Genomic DNA, 19489 nt, shown 5'->3' on the forward strand with positions numbered 1-19489 from the left:
TGGACTTGGGTGCTCTTTGAGAGATATATCTTTAAAACAAGCCCATGAAACTGCAACAAAAGGGCGTTCTGTTTTCCATGAGGAACAAAATCCCATTAAAAAACGGAATAAACAAAAATGTGAAGCAATAAGCAATCTCCATTATTTAAAAGATATTGCTCTGAGCTAGCCAAAGAGTGTGATGGTGCCGTCTTGCTTCTTCACAAACGTAAAGATGAAGGTGCTCAATAGCTTTACCGTTATAGCATTCATGGACGCCGTCGCGAAATGGACTTGGGTGCTCTTTGAGAGATATATCTTTAAAACAAGCCCATGAAACTGCAACAAAAGGGCGTTCTGTTTTCCGTGAGGAACAAAATCCCATTAAAAACGGAATAAACAAAAGTGTGAAGCAATAAGCAATCTCCATTATTTAAAAAATATTGCTCTAGATACTTTTGTACACGTTCCTATCATCGTTAAAATGCCTTCTTAAAGCACAACAGGAGGTGCTATAAATGAGGGCTGTAAATATAAATGATGGGATTGTGGGTCTTGGGGATGAGAAGATGGTGTCCAATCAAAGCACTCTATCCTTACTTTTATAGGCTATGACTGGAAGAGAGAGCTGGAGAGACGATTTGTGAGCAAAGAGAAAGTGTTTTGAGGTTGTTGTGTCTGCAAGGAGAAAAGACAGTGGTCGTGGTGATATTTACAAACAATAAATTTGATAAAATTTTACAATTTTGCCAAAAGCGGGTTTATTACAAAAGCTGTTGCTCATACGCGCTCACACAAAAATTATAGAGACACCCAAAAACGCTAAAAAAATCTTTGCTCTTTTTCAATAATAAGAATCTGCAAACAATGTTCGTTTTTTAAAAGAGAATAAAAGGATACTTTTACAGATGAGAGAAGCGTATTTATAAATTACAGCTTGTCATGATTTTCGGTAAACACTATTGTTTAGAGCGCTGAGATAGAGGGCATGAAAAATTTTTCATATTAATTTTTTTTAAAGAGTGGGGTAAGTTTTTAGGGTAGAATCTATCAAGTAAGCTGCATAAGGGACTCAAGCAAGCGAGCACCATTATTAATCTTTGCCAGCGTATATTCTTTTGTCAGCGCTCCAATGTTGTGACAGTTCTTGGAACTTAAAGGGGCAAGAGAGGTTCTTGCTCCTTTCTTGTACAGTTTCACTCCACACGCCAACCCCACTTGTGATGCGCAAGCAAAAGATTTTGTTTGATTCACTATGAGAGTTCAGCATAAGAAAATCCTATGGTATTAGGATTTCTCACGAAAAATAATAAATTATCTTTATAATAAACAACATGACGGTTTTATTATGAAGAGAGTTCTTTATACACCTTAATCATAGAGATTAACTTGGCATCGTTTTATATTCTGTACATAGAAGCGTTTTTATAAAAATGATCTAACTTATGCAGAAAAAAGAACAACCTGTAATTCAAAAAGAAACTGCCTCAATTCTTGCTCCTCTTTTTCATCTTAATTCTTATCCCTCTTTTTTCCATGAGCCCTTAAATTAATAATCCTCTGCCTGTAAAGCGCGGTATTCACGCCCAAGTACTGCTGCCCAAGTACTGCTCTTGTATCAAGATCACTCACTCAGGTGAAAATTGGAGTTTTGCGAGATAGGCATAAACGCCATTTTTTGCCACAAGTTCGGCATGGGTTCCTTCTTCCACAAGAGCGCCTTTATCCATTACAAGAATACGATCTGCTTTTAAAATTGTTGCCAAACGGTGCGCAATGACCAATGTTGTTCGATTTTGCATCAACCCGTCTAAGGCGTCTTGCACCAACTTTTCACTGTTTGCATCCAAAGCAGATGTTGCTTCATCAAGCAGCAAGAGGGGTGCATTTCTTAAAATTGCCCGCGCAATACCAATGCGTTGTTTTTGCCCCCCAGAAAGCATGGTACCGCGTTCTCCTACTTGCGTATCCAAGCCATCTGGTAAAGCTTGAATAAATTCAAGTGCATTAGCCGCTTTAGCAGCAGCAAGGATTTCCTCTTCATGGGTATTTTCAGTTCCAAAAATAATATTATCGCGCAATGTTCCATCAAAAATGGCGACATCTTGTGGAACATAGGAAATTGCACTGCGTAAATCTTGTAAAGAAAGGCGATTAATTTCCATGCCATCCAACCGAATTGTTCCACTTATTGGATCATAAAAACGAAGGATCAAAGAAAAAATGCTGCTTTTTCCTGCTCCGGAAGCCCCAACAAAAGCAACCGTTTCGCCTGCTTTTACAGAAAATGAAAGTGAGCGTAAAACCTTCTCTTGTGGTCTAGAGGGATAGGTAAAATCAACCTGATCAAAAACAAGTTCACCTCGAACAGGTTGCTCTAATGATAAAGCATTTTTAGGAGCTACAATAGCAGGTTTTTCTTGTAACAATTCGGCAAGCCGTTCAGCAGCGCCTGCTGCTTGGATTAATTCTGCTCCCAGTTCCGATAATTGCGCAAAAGTAGAAGCTCCAAAAACCGCATAAAGGACAAATTGTCCTAAGGTCCCTCCTGTCATCGTTCCATTCAAAACATCACGCGATCCAATCCATAAAACAGCAACCACACTGCTAAAAACCAAAAAAATTGCAAACCCCGTAAAAAAGGAGCGCAAGATTACAGAAGCACGTGCTGTTTGAAAAGCACGTTCTATCAATTGTGAAAAACGTATTGTAACGAGTTTTTCAGCGGTAAAAGCTTGCACAGTGCGAATAGCGCTTACCTGTTCTGTAGCGACAGCATTAGCATCTGCGAGACGATCTTGCGCGGCACGTGTACGCGTACGAACTTTACGTCCAAAGACCACCAAGGGAATGGCCACGATAGGAATAGCAGCCAGAACCAGCAAAGATAATTTAGCATTGGTGATCACCATCATCACGACAGCTCCGATCACGATAATCAACTGACGCAAAGCAGTAGAGGCGGTCGAACCAACGGCTAATTTTATTTGTGTTGTATCGGTTAGAAGCCTTGAAACAATCTCTCCTGAATGTGACCGATCAAAAAAAGCAGGAGAGAGTCTCATAATATGAACAAACACATCACGCCGTAAATCGGCAACAATCCGTTCTCCCAAGGTGATAACACAGTAATAACGTCCAGCTGAAGCAAATGCGAGAAACAAAGCTAAGATAAATAAAATTCCGAAGTAAAAATTGATATGTCCATGGCTTGAAGTAGAAAACCCATGATCAAACATTTGTCGGATAGCCACTGGCAAAGCTAATGTGATCAGAGCAGCAACAGACAAAGCAATAAAGGCAAAGATAAACAACCAACGATAGCGCAAAAGATAAGGAACAAAAATTGCAAGCGAAGAGAATGAAGATTTTTTATGGGAAGATTTCGTAGATTTTTCTGAATGATAATGTAACATTATAAAATTTCGCTCACTCTATTAAATGATTTATAACACTTGATACAATGATGTATCTTGAACACTTGTTTTTTGATGCGTGCTCAGCTATAGAAATAAATACTTTAAATCAGTGTATCAAAAAGACAAAGGAAGCGCACTTAAAAAAATGAGTAAGTGTTCTTTCATTCTATAAACGCAAAAGGTTTGACGCATGAAAGCGAATATTCATCCCAACTATCACAAAATTACCGTTGTAATGACGGATGGAACCCAATATACGACGCGTTCCACTTGGGGAAAAGAAGGTGATACCCTTAATCTAGATATTGACCCAAGAACGCATCCAGCATGGACAGGTGGATCCCAAACACTTGTAGACCGTGGTGGTCGTCTTTCTAAGTTCAAAAATCGTTTTGGTAATATTGGCATGTAAAAGCCTCCTTCTTATGGGGTACAAAAATTTTAAACAAAACGATTGCAAACGATGGTTTTTTTATCCTGTCAAAGAGTGCACTTTAAATATTAATTCAAAAACGCATCCAACAGAAAAAGATAGGTCTTAAACCCTTATAAATCGTAGTGGTTGCGTTTTTTAAATTCAAAAATCATTTTGAAATACACGCATACACCTCTTCTCATAGCGTATAAAAATCTCAGATAAAACGATTGCAAACAGTTCATCTTTTTTGAATTGAAAATACCCATGAAGAAGAAATTCTTGCTGCCGCTAAAGCGGACAATGCACTTGAATTTATTAAATCCCTACCAAACGACTTTGATACGCAAGGAAGAGAACGCAGTACCATGCTTTCTGGAGGGCAAAGACAACGCATTAGTGTTGTATAGGCGATTTTAAGAAATGCACCTCTCTTGTTGCAAGCCAGCACCATCACACACTTTGCCAGCTCAGAGCAATATCTTTTAAATAATGGAGATTGCTTATTGCCTCACACTTGTTTATTCCGTTCTTTAATGGAATTTTGTTTCTCACGGAAAACAGAACGCCGTTTTGTTACAGTTTCACAGGCTTATTTTAAAGATATATCTCTCAAAGAGCACCCAAATCCATTTCGCGACGGCATCCATGAATGCTATAACGGTAAAGCTATTGTGCACCTGCATATTTACGCTTATGAAGAAGCAAGCCAGCACTATCACACACTTTGCCAACTCGTGGATGTTGTTACAGCCCTTAGCACTTGAGACGATTCATGAGAGGCATTTTAAATCTTTTCTTAATAGTTTTTTTATTCACGCGGACTCTCCCCGCTTGGTACGTGCAAGAAACATAGTTTTGATTGATTCACCATGGAACCGATTTGAAATGAGAGAATCCTACGGTATTCGGGATTCTCATTCAACATACAAGACAATGAATTATTATTATAAATCAAAGTATACTACTTGATGAAGCAACATCTGCTTTGGATGAAAACAGTGAAAAGTTGGTGCAAGATGCCTTAGAAGGGTTGATGCAAAATCGTACAACCTTGGTCATTGCACATCGTTTGGCAACAATTTTAAAAGCGGATCGTATTCTCGTGATGGATAAAGGCGCTCTTGTGGAAGAAGGAACACACAACTCATTATAAAAAATAATGTTTATGCGCATTTGGCTAAACTGTAATTTTCATCTGAGTAAGTGATCTTGATACAAGAGCAGTATCTTTAAGGGCATAAACAGCACTCTTTTCAGACAGGCTTATCAATTTGAAACTCTCATGGAAAAAAGAAAGGCAAGCTTTAAGGTGTTTTTCTTTTTTAACGGGCTGTTCTTTTTTCTGCCTGAGATGAAGCATTTTTATAAAAATACTTCATTTGTGTACAGAATATAAAATAATATCCAGTTAAATCGCTATGGACTATTAAGATGTGCAAGGAGTTCTCTTCATAACAGCACTGTCACGTTGATTTATAATGATAACGCATTGTTTTTCATGAGAGATCATGAATACCATAGGATTTTCGTATTTCAAATTTGGTTATGTTAAATCAGTTAAAACCATGTCTCTTGCATATACCAAGCAGGGAAGATTGCGTGAGGTAAACACTTTAGAAAGAATAAGTCCTCTTCATGAAGCGTCTCAAGTTTTAGGGGCTTTAGGCGTTTGAGTACTTTGAACCAATATTATGGGAGTGCATTTTAAGAATTATAAGGCTTTTCTTTAAAGTGCATAAAGCATAAGAGCAATACAATTAAATACAAATTGTTTTATTTTACCAATAAAAATATCTATATTTTGTGTATTATTTTTATTAAAATATAATATGTAGTGATTTTCAAATCAGATATACACGTAATGACACAATATCGAGGGATCGATAAAAGAGCTGCGTTAAATGTTGGTGAGAATAAAAGAAGGCAAGAATGAGTGAATTGGGCGAAGTGGTAATGGGCTTCATATTACTGATAGTCATAGGGGCAATCGCTATTATAGGAATGGTTATATTAAACTATCTTTTTGAGGTTGTGGCAGAGGTTTTTGTGGAGGTTATGAAAAAGGTGTGGAAAGGATTCGGAGATACAATTTTATTCATTATCATACTCGGTGTGCTTTGGTTTTGCGAATTTTCAATGGAGACTTTGTTAAGTGTGGCAGTTATAGCCTATTTTGTGGAAAGTTTGATGCTGGCGTTCGCAAATAGCCATAAAAAGCAATTAATTGAACAACTTGAACAGTTTGAGAAATTACTGCAGCTAAAAGATCGAGAGTGCGCGATATACCACGATATTATTGCACAATGGGAACAAAGGCTTGTTAAAAAAACTCAAAAAATATCGCCAAAATGGATTAAACAATGGGATGAAGAAGCAAAGCATTGGGAAAGAGATTTACTGGAGATAAAAAATCCTGAACATTGGCTATCTTCTGAATCGAGCGGACAATGGCCTTTGATGGTAAAAGATATTTGTATGCAAGGATATGGAGAAGCGTGGTTTTTGCATGAAAAGGCGCTGACAAAAGAACTGACTGATGAACATATCAAAAAAATAAATGCATTCATAATCACTTTTAAGAAAACTTATCTCAAAGCAGTGCGATTGATGAGAAAGAATAGGATCACTTTGCAAAAGTTTGTAGATCCTCTTACGAAAAAAAACGATATAAACATACAATGTTGTCGCTTCATTGGTGTTTATATATGGTTGATAATATGATTACGGCTGAATATGAACAGCAACTACAAAAAAAGGCTTCAGGATACTATGAAGAGTTAAAGTCTTTGGAAATTTATTATGAAGATATACAGAATATGAAACGCTAGAAGAGATACTGTCTTGTTGGTATCTTAGTCTGCCTAGAGATGCTAAATTACTATGCATTCGTAAAAGAGAGCTTCTAGCATTATTGTATGATATTTCCAGTGCTTATAAAGCGGCAAGAAAAACTTTTATTTACTATAAGCAGCTTATTGATACGGTAAAAGAAGGATATATGGCCTTTGATAAGGATTGTTGTTACTCCACGGTTAAAAGGGCAATGGAGGTTTGTAGAGAGAAAGATAAAGAAAAGAAAAAGGGGTTGCGTATTGCTAAAGAGACTCCAACATATGAAAAAGCCTATAAATTAGGAGTCATAGAATGGATGAAGTGGTCAAGTAAGAAATGTGATAATCAATGGATTTTTTGGAAAATGCTTGTCAAAATAGGAAATTCAAAAGAAAAATTAAAAATCATTTTTGGTGATAAAAAGGTAAATGCACTGGAAGAGGCTATCAAAAAAGATCAAGAACAGTTCGTGAGCGAATTTCAAGAAGCAATTCTCGAGAACAAAAATGTGCATTTTTATAAATCTTATGCCTATCTGATACATACTTTAGAATAATGCTGAAAAGAAGAAGAAGCTGATAACAATTGTATGAATCGGTGAATTTACTGAAACCTCTGTTATCACACGCGGTGGTGAAACATATTGATAAGCAGTGAGAGTAATGTACAGCAGTTCTTACCAAAAAGGAGAGAGTGGGCTCTTCTAGAGTCAATTTTTTTGCGCGCAGTGTAAGAGTGATCTCTCAAGAGAAGTAGGAGAGGTTTTTGCCTCAGGTGCGATAATTGCTTTTTGGGGCGTTTGGTTATGATGTTTTTTTGTTTATTGCCTTTTTCAGTTTGTTTGCAGGGGAATTTGAATAACAGAAACGTCAATAAGGTAAGCTATTGGGGATTGCTTTTGTGGGGGCTTATAGCAAGTACATTTTTTGTTCGTGGTGATGTTTTTTGTCACTATCTCATTCGCGAGTTTCTATCGTTTTCTGTAAGAAAATTAAAAACTCTCTCTTCATGTGGTTTTTTAAGATTCTAAGGGTTTTGTAAAAAACTGTAAGAATTAAATGCCTTTTTTGAGGGTTTTTTATAGTTTAATGCGAATGTGTTTATTGCCGGCAATGATATTTTTTTTGCGAAATATATCGCTACCGCCTTCTTTATCGGTGACAAAACCACCGGTTTTGCGAACCATCAGTATTCCAGCAGCCATATCCCAAATTTGCAAGTTATCTTCCCAAAAGCCATCGGTTCTGCCAGAAGCAACATAAGCTAAATCAAGAGCAGCAGCGCCAAAACGGCGCAATCCAGCAACTTCCATCATCACATTACGTAATTCAATAAGATAGGTTCCATGATTTGGGCGACCAAAATGAGGCATGCCTGTGGCAATGACACAACCTTCTAGTCTGCGTCGAGCAGAAACGCGACAGCGCCGGTCGTTAAAAAAAGCACCACACCCACGTTCTGCGGTGAAGAGTTCATCACTCACGGGATTGTAAATGACACCAGCAACGATTTTTCCTTGGCTTTCTAAAGCAATGGAAACAGCAAAAAAAGGAATGCCATGGAGAAAATTTGTAGTACCATCTAAAGGATCAACAATAAAACGATGTTGTGAATCTTCGCCAATGATTTCCTCAGACTCTTCCATCAGAAAACCAAATTTGGGGTGTGCTTTGCTTCATTCATTGATAATATTGTTTCCGCTTTGCGATCTGCTTGGCTGAGGTAATCTGTTGGATTTTCTTTAAGGCTTAAATGCCTTTTTTGAGAACTCTTTCTAATTTTAGGCGAATGTGTTCATTGCCGGCGATAATATTTTTTTTACGGAATATATTGTTGCCGCCTTCTTTATCAGTGACAAAACCACCGGCTTCACGAACCATCAGTATTCCAGCAGCCATATCCCAAATTTGCAGGTTATCTTCCCAAAAGCCATCGGTTCTGCCAGAAGCAACATAAGCTAAATCAAGAGCAGCAGCGCCAAAACGGCGCAATCCAGCAACTTCCATCATCACATTACGTAATTCAATAAGATAGGTTCCATGATTTGGGCGACCAAAATGAGGCATGCCTGTGGCAATGACACAACCTTCTAGTCTGCGTCGAGCAGAAACGCGACAGCGCCGGTCGTTAAAAAAAGCACCACACCCACGTTCTGCGGTGAAGAGTTCATCACTCACGGGATTGTAAATGACACCAGCAACGATTTTTCCTTGGCTTTCTAAAGCAATGGAAACAGCAAAAAAAGGAATGCCATGGAGAAAATTTGTAGTACCATCTAAAGGATCAACAATAAAACGATGTTGTGAATCTTCGCCAATGATTTCCTCAGACTCTTCCATCAGAAAACCAAATTTGGGACGTGCTTTGCTTAGTTCATTGAAAATAATTTTTTCCGCTTTGCGATCTGCTTGGCTGACATAATCTGCAGGTCCTTTCAAAGACACTTGCAAATTTTGCACTTCACCGTAATCACGTACCAACGAGCGTCCTGCTTTCATTGCAGCTTGCACCATGACATTCATGACTGCAGAATGGGCCATTGTTTATTCCTTTATTTATCTTTTTCATTTGCACGACGCAAATAAATCAACTCATTGGTGTCTACAATGATACGTTCACCAGCATTCATAAAGGGAGGAACAAGAATCCGAATCCCATTTTCAAGAATAGCGGGTTTATAAGAAGCTGTAACTGTTTGTCCTTTAAGTGCAGGATCGGCTTCAGCAATCGTGACAGCAACCTGATCAGGAAGTGAGATGCCGATAGGCTTTTCTTGATAAAGTTCAACTGTGACAGTCATCCCATCTTGGAGAAAAGCGGCACGTTCACCAACAAAATCCTTTTGGAGTTCAAGTTGTTCATAAGATTCTGAATCCATAAAGACCAAAGCATCCCCTTGTTGATAAAGAAAGGTGAAATCTTTTTGTTCAAGGCGCACGCGTTCAACTGTCTCAGCAGCACGAAATCGTTCATTAAGTTTTGTACCATCAATCAAATTTTTCATTTCAACTTGGTTAAATGCACCACCTTTTCCTGGTTTTACAGCGTTACATTTAACAGCAACCCATAAGCTCCCTTGATGTTCGATCACATTACCAGGACGAATTTCATTGCCATTAATTTTCATCGTTTCTATCCAATTCTATTCTTGCAAAAAGAACTCTCTTGTTGTCTTTATGGCACTTTTCTTTGCTGCCTTTAACAGTCAAGCTCTTTTTTTATTTTCGGGTTTACCCCCCCCCTTGTTAGCCTTGCGGCTCTCTCCATAATCCTTGTATGCTCTTCATTGTCTTTGCTTATGGGCGTTGCAGAAAAAAGTACAAAAGGACCTTTATGTATTTTTGCTTTTCAGTTCTTTGCAAGACCATAAAAAGTGCTCAGACGCAAGCTTTTTAAAAATTTACACAAACATTTTTTGGGATTTTGGGAAAATTTATCCCGTTGTGTCGTAAAATATCATCATTGATGGCAATAATATAAGTTCCGTAAACATGAGGTATTTTTAATTGAGAGCATGTGAATACGGAGTTTATTATAGTGCCTCATGGGATAGAGCGTGGTGTGCGCTATCGTGTGATGTAGCTTGCATTTTAATCAGAGATCAGCTGTAAAATGGCTTTCTGTTTTATCGAGGTTAGGACTCTAAATTTTTTAAGCAGCAGATATTCCTCTGTACTTGATATAACTTCATCATAAGGGTACGGAGGCTGTGGTTTTGTTAAGATATCCGCATAGAAAAAGGAAACTGGAACATTGAGAATATCGGCAATTTCTTTTAAACGCCCTGCGCTGACACGATTTAAGCCGTTTTCATATTTCTGGATTTGTTGGAAGGTGACACCTAAATGTTGACCTAATGTTTTTTGAGATATCTTCAACATTTTTCGTTTCAAACGAATTTTTTTGCCAATGAAAATTTCATTATCAAGATTTTTGGCTCGCATTTTAAAGCCCCCTCCGAGTGCGAGCGCCCTCGCATTGGTATTCCGGGAGTTAAAAACACTGAGTCCGAATCAGCATTTTGCTTTTAGTGCTGAAAGCACCTGGACATAGCAAAATCTCCCGGAATTCCGGGATACCCACAGAGTGGGTTCATTTTTATGTATCGGACCTTAGGGTTTTTAATCCCCGTTGATCGTTGCGTATACGATCAAAAATACCTTTTAATATGTAAAGTAATTTCGGGGGCTTGGCAATAAAAAATAGTTTTTTAATAAGAGTCGGCGTGTTTTTCATCCAAGCAAAAAAATAAAAAATAGAGCTTTCGGAATTTTCGGAATAGCCTAGCTCTTTTGCTTATTGGATATCGTTTGCTTAAGCAAATGTTACCAGTGCGTTTTCTTTACCAATGAAAATGTCGTTATCAAGATTTTGGGCTTGCATTTTCAAGCCCCCTCCGAGTGCGAGCACCCTCGCATGAATATTCTGGAAGTCTAAAACACTGAACCCAAATCAGCCATTTTGCTTTTAGTGCTGAGAGCACCTAGACAGTGCAAAAACTCCCGGAATTTCTATAAATTTTGTCTTTTTGCAGCAGAGAGGAGTATTTTAAAAAACAGGAAGGAGCTTTATTGCTTCTTTGTGCGCTTTTTCTAGTTGTGTTTTGTCCATGCCTTGGAGCATTATTTCAAGATCAGGGGCTTGCATTTTTGCTTCCTTTGCGAGCATATACCATGCTGCTGCCATGATTATATCGCCTTTTGTTCCTGTGCCATCTCGATAAAGTCTTGCAAGGGAAATTTGTGCCGGCGCAATCATGTTGACGGCATTTCTTTGAAGTAAATGAAAAGCACGGTGAAAATCTGTTTCTCCTCCACGTCCCTGTACAAGCCATTGCGCTAAAAGAAGTTGAGCTTCTAAGTGGTTGTTTTGAGCCGCTACCTCTATGAGCTTACGGGCATTACGATCATCCTTTGGTCGATTTAATGTGCCTAAAGACAGAATTTTGGCAGCAGAAACAGCAGCTTCAGCATCCCCAAGAGCAGCACCTTTTAAGTACCATTTTAAAGCTTGCTCGATTGCTTCATTTTCACGACTTTGGGAAGAAACACCAGGGAGAGCTTGTTTTTCACGTGAGGCTTTATAAAGAAGCAGTTGTCCATAATAAAAATAGGCTTCCTTGACGCCTGCATTGACAGCTTTTCGAATAAACTGTTCACCAAGATCTTGATTTTGTTTCATAAAATGACCATCAAACAACATAAGCCCATAGCGTAATTGTGCTTGAGGTTCCCCCTGTTTTGCTGCACGCTCAAACCATAAAGCAGCACGCGCACCGTCAACAGGAACAGCGCATCCTTCCATATAAATTCGGGCAAGAAGAGTTTGTGCAAAAGGATCATTTTTTTCAGCACGTCGGAGTGCTTCACGAAAAGCTTTTAAATAATAACCTTGAATGTAATAGTCATAGGCTTGGTCATAATCTCCAGCTTTTAAAGGCTGAAAAGGTTTTTGTGTGTTTGACGCATCTTGAACCGTATTGAAAGAACGTTCAAAACTTGAGAATTCTTCAGTATTTCCAGAAGAATTTACAACAGAATTTGCAAGCCCAATCATTCCTAAGATAAGCAGCTTAACGCTTCTCTTGATCATGGTGTTTTCTCCTCATTACCGAACAGAATTTTCACATTTTTCTTTCATCATATCAAGTATGAGCAAAGAATTATCTTGCGTAAAAATACTTATCTTCAAGGACATAAATTTATATTGCGGTTTTCTCTCCCGCATTAAAGTTGTAAAAGGCTGAGAAATCGCTCCCCATTTGAACAACAGCAAAAATTTCCATAGATCTCTGTCCACCACCTTGCTCATTGGAGATTACGAGGGTGAGAGTGTGGCTTTTTATCAGCTTTGCTACAATGACTTATTAAGTGAGAGGTTGTATATCTTGTTTTTGCCTAAAACACTGTTCTTTAGGACAGTGATATAAGGCGTAGTAAATTTACTATATCAAGTGTTTTGGGTAAGTGTGATAAATCTTCAAGGTAGCTTATCCATAAAACCCTATGAAGTGAACCGCATGAGGGATCAAGCAGTGAAAACTAGTCCTAAGAGACGCTGAACTTTTTACAGATCGGCAACTGTAGGAGCTTTTTTCCTTTGAGGAGTGAAAGGCAAGTATGTGCATACCATTTTTTATGAGAAAAACGACGATTTAGCATCCATTTTAAAAGTTTAAAAGCCCAATGGTTTTTTCAAGTTTAACGGAGGATATTTTTAAAGTGCTCCAATAACAGCCATAATTTTCTTTACACAAGCGCAAAGCATTGCAATAGCTGTTGTAAACTCTGTTCGTTCATCATAGCACCATAACAATTAGCAATGAAAACCACAAAACCTCCGAATTGTGGTATGCTAGAATTATGGTACACTAAATGAGAAGCAAAAAACGTTAAAAATATCCTATTTCTACAAAATTTCTTTTGAATAAACCACCGTGGATAAATTACATTGGAAACTATCCATTTTTTATTACTATGATATTTTAAAAGGTTCTTCTATTAGTGCAGTTGGACAGTGTTTTTTGCCATTGTCTTTCCTTTTATTTTTAAAAAACTCATTTTTTGCAAACAGCGGACTATTCAACTGCTTGAATCACTAAATAAACTAAGTTTTGCACTTAAATCTTCGCACAATAATTCACTAGAGTGTGGAGGATTTTTCATTATTTTTTAATACTCTTCTTTCCCTTATACTTAAACCTAAAGTCATAACTTATTTTCTCGTACGTATTGTTTCTCATATCGTGATGAAATACAGAAAAATTTGTTCACTCTGGCTAAAAAACAAGAGTTTTTATTGAGGTGCAAATCTCTTTTCTTTAACAAGAGTTTTTAAGTCTTTACGTGTAAAATATAGAGAATGTTTACATAAAATAGCGGGTTCATTTGGGCTGAGTAATTATATGAGCACGTAGTTCTCCGTTCACGTTATACTGAAAAAGAGACACTATAGTGCTACTATTTAATCTTATTCTATACCTCAAATTCACACCCATGTTTTGTTGCTTTTGAGGTTGATCTGTATAGATCACATTATATCCATTTTGTCGCAACAGATTGATAAATACAGGAGTAAAGTTGTCTGCTGTATTATTTTTCTTTATAAGAAGTGTGGTTGTAGCTGGTGGTAGAGGTCTCTTGATATCGCTAATAAATTTGTTAGCGACTAATTGTGCCTGACGCTTTGTAAGACTTTGATCAACATAATTTGATGAATAACTCCCTACAGATGCGCAACCCGCCACCAACACAACAGGTGACAGCAATAAATATTTTAACATCTTAATTCCCCTTACTTATTGTTGCTCTTTTTTGCGAAGCTTCTACACCAGAAATAAGAGCAACTTTGCTTATAATTTTATTAACAACATATCGGTTTTCACTCAAGCGGTAATTCATCAATAAATAATGGTTCCAGCCTTAACTTAAGGCTTCTTGTAGTGCCTCTTGCAGCGCCTATTTTAAATAAACTTTTACTTTTAGTGATTGCGATAAAAAGGCGATCTTTTGCACCTACATGTTAAGATTACATCCTTCATCATCCTTATAAAATGATGCGTATACTGCTCCAGATCAACCAAATAAATTTTCAAGCATTGCTTTTTGAGGGGCGCTTTTTGAAAAATACGCATGAGTGCTTATCCTGTTGTACTGTAAAATGCTATTGTTTGAGGTGTGGTGCTGTAAGGTGTAAAATTTACCATATAGTGTTTTTATAAGAGTATGTGGTAAATCTTCAAAAGAGGGCTTGTCCATACAATCTTGTGAAACAAACCATATGAAATGGGAAGCTAAGAAGAAGCAGTTCTTGAGAAACAGGATTGTTTACCAACCGGATAGGAAAGGGATTTTCGTCCTTTGAAGTGTGGAAAGAAAGCCAAGAACAGAGAGTATAGTGCTCTGTATCATGATGTTAAAAGTTCTCATTCCGATCAGCGAGTAACTGTAAAATGGCTTTCTGTTTTATCGAGGTTAGAACTCTAAATCTTTTGAGTAGCAGATATTCTTCTGTGCTTGATGCGATTTCATCATGAAGATATGGGGGCTGTTGTTTTGTGATGATATCCGCATAAAAAAAGGCAATGGGAACATCCAAGATATCAGAAATTCTCTTTAATCGCCCTGCGCTGACACGATTTAAGCCGTTTTCATATTTCTGGATTTGTTGAAAAGTGACATCTAAGTGCTGACCTAATGTTTTTTGAGACATCTTCAACATTTTTCGTCTCAAACGAATTTTTTTGCCAATGAAAATGTCGTTATCAAGATCTCTGGTTTGCATTTTAAAGCCCCCCGCCGGTCGCGAGCGCCCTCGCATGAGTATTCCGGGAGTCTGAAAACACTGAATCCGAGTCAGCATTTTGCTTTTAGTGCTGAGAGCACCTGGACATAGCAAAAACTCCCGGAATTCCGGGATACCCACAAAGTGGGTTCATCTTTACGCTAGAACTTAGGGTTTTCAAGGCCCCTTTTGGTCGTTGCGTATGCGACCAAAACATCTTTTAATTCATAAAGTAATTTAAGGAAATTTACAATAAAAATAGTTTTTTACTTACAAAATTTGTTTTTTAATGAGAGGCTATCTGCCTCTTAAACCTTTCTGGAATAATTACCAAAATCATGACAACAGCCCCGTGTTTTTTGAGAGGGTTAAAAAGCCTTAAGTTTCAAGATCAAAAGAACTTTGGACGCTTAAAAGTTAAACATTTTCAATTCGCTAATATTAACAACATGGTCAAGAGTAATTATCTTCAATATTCAGGAATAGAAAGGACATATGTTATAAAGATCATCCTTTCTCTGCTAATTTCAGAGTTCGAAACCATTGAACAGAAAGCAGCTACACTGCATGGCTGCGCGATAAGGTAGCGAGAAGTCTTGCAAATCCATATCCTCCTATTCCGCATGATGAGGTTATGGCTGAAATGGAAGTTATAATCAGTCAGCTTGAAGCTGAACAGGACAAGTGATGCTTCCGGTTGTTTGGTTGTCTTCGGCGCGCGACGATTTGCGTCAGATTTTACTTACATTGCTCGCGAAAATCCATCCGCTGGCGTGCCGAATGAAAAGGTTTTTGGAAGCATCCGTACTGCCAATTGGCTGAACATCCATATTTATACAGACAAAGCGAGAAGATATCAGGATTACGAGAAATTGCAACACATCAAAATTACCTTATATTGTAGCGAGTAGCTGCAAATCAAATCGAAATTGTAGCTGTAGCATATGCCCGACGTGAATTTCCTATTTTTCTTTAATCGAATGAGAGGCTATCTGCCTTTTAAACTTTGCAAGTCCATCAAAATTATGACAACAGCCCCGCGTTTATCAAAGAGACTAAAATGATTTCTTCTACGGTAGTGAATTGCTGTTCCTTCATTTAAATTTGCACAATCGCTTGCTGTTTGAAGAAGGGTGGGGGTAATCGTTTCTTTGAGCCTATAGAATGGGTGTGTCTGTGGCATGTGGTGGGGTGCCTTGTAGTTTTAGGTGTGCACTTAAAAAAATAAACATAAGCATTATTCAAATTTAATTTAATGCATGAGTAACTTTCTTTGCATCTAAATTGAAGCCGGCTTCACATAGTCGATGAGAAAGATCTTTAAGTGTTTCTTTTACGTGTTCTTTAAAAGGAAGGTATATAATTCCATTAATATCTGAAGGGAGTTCAAGGTCTTGTTTTTTTAGAATAGCGACATTTTTGCGAGAAAGCGCAGATATTAACATGCCCATTTCGAAAATAACGTTTTGTCGTGCACGGGGTTGTGCTGCTTTTTTGCCGGCAGATTTGGCATAGCCTATATCATCGGGAGTAAGCAGCACAATACCAAATTTTATGAAATCGCTACAGATTCCTTTTTCTAAAGCTTCAATGATGGTTAAGCCATTACCACTCGTATTTTGTAAAATGTATGGTTCAAGATTAAAATCATTAAGAATAGATGTAAGTTGCTTTAGGGCAGTACGATCATGACCGTGAACGATAAAGATTTTTTTATTTGAGGTATTGGAAGCCATTTTTGAGAAAAGAATCGTTGATGTTTCTTCTATATGCTTTGCTAAATCTTCTATTAACTTTTGTTTTATGTTTTCGCTGCCTTGAACTTGAAGTTTTCCTGTGCTTTCATACCAATTAATAACGCCTCCTTTGGAGGTTTTGATCTGATATCCTCTAGAAGAATTAAGTGATAGAGACTTAATTTCTATGATTTTATATCCAGCTGTTTTAACTATATTTTTAAGGTCTTCGACGGTTCCGCTATATTTCACTGTTTGTATTCTTTCAATATTGCTGGCTGTTAATATAAAATGGTGGTTTATTTTTATAACTATTTGAATTTAAAGAGCGCTATGATTTCATTTTCTTATACTATGCACAAAAAGAGACAGTCACCTTCCATTCAATTGATTGAAACGTGGGAAAACTTAACTAAATGATGGGAAATTTTACTGCGTGATGAAGCGATCTGATTGAATTATGAATAAACGAAAAGAATTTTTCTCCTATTTTTATATATCATTATGTTCTCTATAAGAAACACAAAAGTTAACGCTTTATTTATAAATTCTCCTCCTATATTACAAGGGGGTTTTCTCACATTTTTCTTGCATTGTTTTAAGCAGTATTAAGGGGTTGTCGTTCCCAAAAATCACTTCTTCTACAGCAATGAATTCACATCCAGTCTTTAAGGCTTCATCAAAGGTTGAAAAATCGCTTCCTGCTTGCACAACAGCAGGGATTTCCATAATTTCTGCCCACCATGTTGCTAACTGGAGATTGCGGGGGTGAGCATGGGGTTTTTTATCAGCCCCTAATTTGCCAAAAAATAGATAATCAACACCTGTTTCCGCTGCAAGCATAGCACTATGGCGATTGCGTAAATTGCCAAAGCCTATGATTTTTTGTTCCTTTTGCTGATTTTTGAAGCTTTCAAGAGCGTTAAGATCATCTTCTATGTGCAATCCATCAGCCTTTATGCGCCCAGCAATGCGGCTGTCATCAGCGATGAGAAGGGCTGCGTCATGATGTTGAATATCTTCTGCGTAAATTTGCGCTTGTTGTTGTAAAAAAGAGCTATCATCTTTCAACTTTTCAGAATCATAGAGGATGAAGCATGCAAAAGACTTTGTTTGTAAAATTTGCTGCAAAAATGTTTGTGGGGTGTTGCGCCGAACATCAAGTGTTAAAATCAACTGAGGGAAAAGAGGTGGATCAATTGGTTTATTTTTTTGTTGTGTCATGTCAAATCCCTGTTTCTTAGAAAAAATAACGCTTAAAAATTAAAGTTTCATTCTATTATGCTTATTTGTGATGAAAGTGACCACCATTTTCACGTAATTTAAAGGATTTGTGGGTGTGTGGAAGCCTGCTTATGAGAAATGAGAGTGTTTTTAAGCATAATATGTTGCCTTTTTGCTGTGATACACGTATGGACGCTTTTCGTTCTTTTGCCTTTAAAAAACTTTTGCCTTTTAAAAAATAAACGCTTAAAATGAAACTTGACACTTAAAAATTAAAATTTCATCCTGTTCATGCTTGTTGGCAATAAGGGTAAGCGCCATTTTATAGGACTTCAAGGGGTTTGCAACGTGTGGGAGTCCACTGATGAAATACCAAGGTGTTCTTGAGCATAATACTCAACCTTTTCGCCGTGATACACGTATTGATGTTTTTCGTTCTTTAGCCTTATTGACGATTTTCATTAACCATATTCCCGGAACGATCTATGAGTCTTTTACTCATAGAAATTTCGGTTTTTCTGATTGTGCAGAAATATTTGTTTTGCTTTCAGGGGTTTCTCTGGGGTTAAGCTTTCATGCGCGGTTACAGCAAAAATCCTTTGCTTTTATTATCCGAAAACTTTGGTACAGAGCTCTGCAGCTCTATGGTGCATATCTTTTTACGACTTTTGTAACTTTAAGCCTTTTTTTAGGGGCATTTTTCTTATGGCGAACAGAAAAACTTTTATCAATGAACAATGTAGGACTCTTTTTTAAAGAGCCTGTTATCGCATTTTTGAGTACCTTAAGCTTTGGCCATCAATTGGGATATAATAATATTCTTCCTCTTTATATCGTTTTGATGTTTTTTGCGCCTTTTATCCTTTATTTGAGTTGTAAACAGACAAAATGGCTGCTTTTGGGCTCCTTTACACTGTATCTTATCTGCGGATTTTATAAAATTGCTCCTCCTTCTTATCCTTTAGAGGGAAAGTGGTTTTTAAATCCTTTGTCTTGGCAATTCTTATTTGTCATAGGATTGACCAGTACTTTAGCGCTTAAACAAGGAAAAAAAATCGCGTTTCAGTCTTTTTGGATTGTTTGTGCGGCAGCATATCTCTTGTTGGCGCTGTTATGGGTTCGCTTAAACTGGTGGGGCATTTTGGGCTGGCTTGGCTGGTCTTCCCCGTTGATGAACTTTAATAAAACCTTTTTAAGCTTGCCACGTTTACTTCATGTTCTTGCATTAACCTTTCTCATTTTTTCTTTGCCACATGTCAATAAATGGTTTTATGTCTCTCCAAAACATCCTTTAGCAATTTTAGGAAAACATAGTTTACCGGTCTTTGTAACGGGAACCATTTTTGCGATGTTTGGACAAATTGTAAAAACAGTGATGACAGAAACGGTTTTTTCCGATACCTTCTTAATAATAACGGGTATTGCTTTGCAATTTGGAGTCGCTTATTATTGTGAAAAACGGCAATCTTGGCAGTGGTCCTTTTCAAGGAAAATGATCCGTTTATAAAAAACATTCCTATAGTGTTTGTTTGGCGCGTTAACCTTAGTATAAAAAGCGCGTTGCGCAAAAGATTTAAAAGAGGTAGCAATTTTAAAAA

At 37.4% G+C, this 19489-nt stretch carries 17 protein-coding genes and 2 pseudogenes; 8 read left to right on the forward strand and 11 right to left on the reverse strand.

What is annotated here, in order from left to right; all coding sequences use genetic code 11:
• Positions 1-246: 246 nt before the first annotated feature.
• Positions 247-439 (forward strand): annotated as a pseudogene (locus ACFIMW_RS04935) (integrase); the annotation flags it as partial.
• A gap of 1168 nt (positions 440-1607) precedes the next feature.
• Here ACFIMW_RS04935 and ACFIMW_RS04940 read toward each other — a convergent pair.
• The gene (locus ACFIMW_RS04940) at positions 1608-3398 is read right to left on the reverse strand and encodes an ABC transporter transmembrane domain-containing protein (protein ID WP_375608442.1); all 1791 of its coding nucleotides are present in this window, start codon (positions 3396-3398) and stop codon (positions 1608-1610) included.
• 190 nt (positions 3399-3588) lie between these two features.
• On the opposite strand from ACFIMW_RS04940, the gene rpmE reads away from it, so the two are divergent.
• The 5 genes and pseudogenes from rpmE to ACFIMW_RS04965 all read left to right on the forward strand — a co-directional run bounded on the left by rpmE (position 3589) and on the right by ACFIMW_RS04965 (position 7204).
• Positions 3589-3810 (forward strand): 50S ribosomal protein L31, encoded by a 222-nt coding sequence (gene rpmE / locus ACFIMW_RS04945; RefSeq protein WP_005774581.1) that lies wholly within the window; start codon positions 3589-3591, stop codon positions 3808-3810.
• Positions 3811-4319: 509 nt separating this feature from the next.
• Positions 4320-4580 (forward strand): hypothetical protein, encoded by a 261-nt coding sequence (locus ACFIMW_RS04950; RefSeq protein WP_375608423.1) that lies wholly within the window; start codon positions 4320-4322, stop codon positions 4578-4580.
• Between the two features lie 194 nt (positions 4581-4774).
• Positions 4775-5004, forward strand: a pseudogene (locus ACFIMW_RS04955) (ABC transporter); the annotation flags it as partial.
• Between the two features lie 741 nt (positions 5005-5745).
• A complete protein-coding gene (locus ACFIMW_RS04960) occupies positions 5746-6537 on the forward strand; it encodes a hypothetical protein (protein WP_375608422.1) in 792 nt (263 codons plus the stop codon).
• Between the two features lie 190 nt (positions 6538-6727).
• The gene (locus tag ACFIMW_RS04965) at positions 6728-7204 is read left to right on the forward strand and encodes a hypothetical protein (RefSeq protein WP_375608421.1); all 477 of its coding nucleotides are present in this window, start codon (positions 6728-6730) and stop codon (positions 7202-7204) included.
• 522 nt (positions 7205-7726) lie between these two features.
• Here ACFIMW_RS04965 and ACFIMW_RS04970 read toward each other — a convergent pair.
• From ACFIMW_RS04970 to ACFIMW_RS05000, 7 genes are all read right to left on the reverse strand, one after another.
• Positions 7727-8293, reverse strand: a complete 567-nt coding sequence (locus ACFIMW_RS04970) for an inositol monophosphatase family protein (RefSeq protein WP_375609410.1) — start codon at positions 8291-8293, stop codon at positions 7727-7729.
• A gap of 103 nt (positions 8294-8396) precedes the next feature.
• Complete coding sequence (locus tag ACFIMW_RS04975) at positions 8397-9188, reverse strand: inositol monophosphatase family protein (protein WP_375609411.1); 792 nt, start codon at positions 9186-9188, stop codon at positions 8397-8399.
• Between the two features lie 11 nt (positions 9189-9199).
• The gene (efp, locus tag ACFIMW_RS04980) at positions 9200-9775 is read right to left on the reverse strand and encodes an elongation factor P (protein WP_375606557.1); all 576 of its coding nucleotides are present in this window, start codon (positions 9773-9775) and stop codon (positions 9200-9202) included.
• A 463-nt stretch (positions 9776-10238) separates the two neighbouring features.
• Positions 10239-10592, reverse strand: coding sequence for a helix-turn-helix domain-containing protein (locus tag ACFIMW_RS04985; protein WP_375608418.1), 354 nt, complete (start codon positions 10590-10592; stop codon positions 10239-10241).
• 604 nt (positions 10593-11196) lie between these two features.
• The gene (locus ACFIMW_RS04990) at positions 11197-12240 is read right to left on the reverse strand and encodes a tetratricopeptide repeat protein (RefSeq protein WP_375608417.1); all 1044 of its coding nucleotides are present in this window, start codon (positions 12238-12240) and stop codon (positions 11197-11199) included.
• Between the two features lie 1291 nt (positions 12241-13531).
• Positions 13532-13930: a hypothetical protein gene (locus tag ACFIMW_RS04995; protein ID WP_375608416.1), complete on the reverse strand. Its 399-nt coding sequence runs from the start codon at positions 13928-13930 to the stop codon at positions 13532-13534.
• 632 nt (positions 13931-14562) lie between these two features.
• Positions 14563-14967, reverse strand: coding sequence for a helix-turn-helix domain-containing protein (locus ACFIMW_RS05000; RefSeq protein ID WP_375608441.1), 405 nt, complete (start codon positions 14965-14967; stop codon positions 14563-14565).
• 535 nt (positions 14968-15502) lie between these two features.
• Between ACFIMW_RS05000 and ACFIMW_RS05005 the strand changes: the two genes are divergently transcribed.
• The gene (locus ACFIMW_RS05005; protein ID WP_375608440.1) at positions 15503-15619 is read left to right on the forward strand and encodes a hypothetical protein; all 117 of its coding nucleotides are present in this window, start codon (positions 15503-15505) and stop codon (positions 15617-15619) included.
• A 300-nt stretch (positions 15620-15919) separates the two neighbouring features.
• On the opposite strand, the gene ACFIMW_RS05010 is transcribed toward ACFIMW_RS05005, so the two are convergent.
• The 3 genes from ACFIMW_RS05010 to ACFIMW_RS05020 all read right to left on the reverse strand — a co-directional run bounded on the left by ACFIMW_RS05010 (position 15920) and on the right by ACFIMW_RS05020 (position 17891).
• A complete protein-coding gene (locus ACFIMW_RS05010; protein ID WP_375608415.1) occupies positions 15920-16114 on the reverse strand; it encodes a hypothetical protein in 195 nt (64 codons plus the stop codon).
• Between the two features lie 64 nt (positions 16115-16178).
• On the reverse strand, positions 16179-16919 hold the full coding sequence (locus tag ACFIMW_RS05015; RefSeq protein WP_375608414.1) for a TIR domain-containing protein: 741 nt from the start codon (positions 16917-16919) through the stop codon (positions 16179-16181).
• A gap of 309 nt (positions 16920-17228) precedes the next feature.
• On the reverse strand, positions 17229-17891 hold the full coding sequence (locus ACFIMW_RS05020) for a thiamine phosphate synthase (RefSeq protein ID WP_375608413.1): 663 nt from the start codon (positions 17889-17891) through the stop codon (positions 17229-17231).
• A gap of 364 nt (positions 17892-18255) precedes the next feature.
• Here ACFIMW_RS05020 and ACFIMW_RS05025 point away from each other — a divergent pair, with 364 nt between their 5' ends.
• On the forward strand, positions 18256-19398 hold the full coding sequence (locus ACFIMW_RS05025) for an OpgC family protein (RefSeq protein ID WP_375608412.1): 1143 nt from the start codon (positions 18256-18258) through the stop codon (positions 19396-19398).
• Positions 19399-19489: the final 91 nt, after the last annotated feature.

Origin of the sequence: Bartonella sp. AC329YNZD, assembly GCF_042196685.1 — a bacterium.
GTDB lineage: Bacteria > Pseudomonadota > Alphaproteobacteria > Rhizobiales > Rhizobiaceae > Bartonella.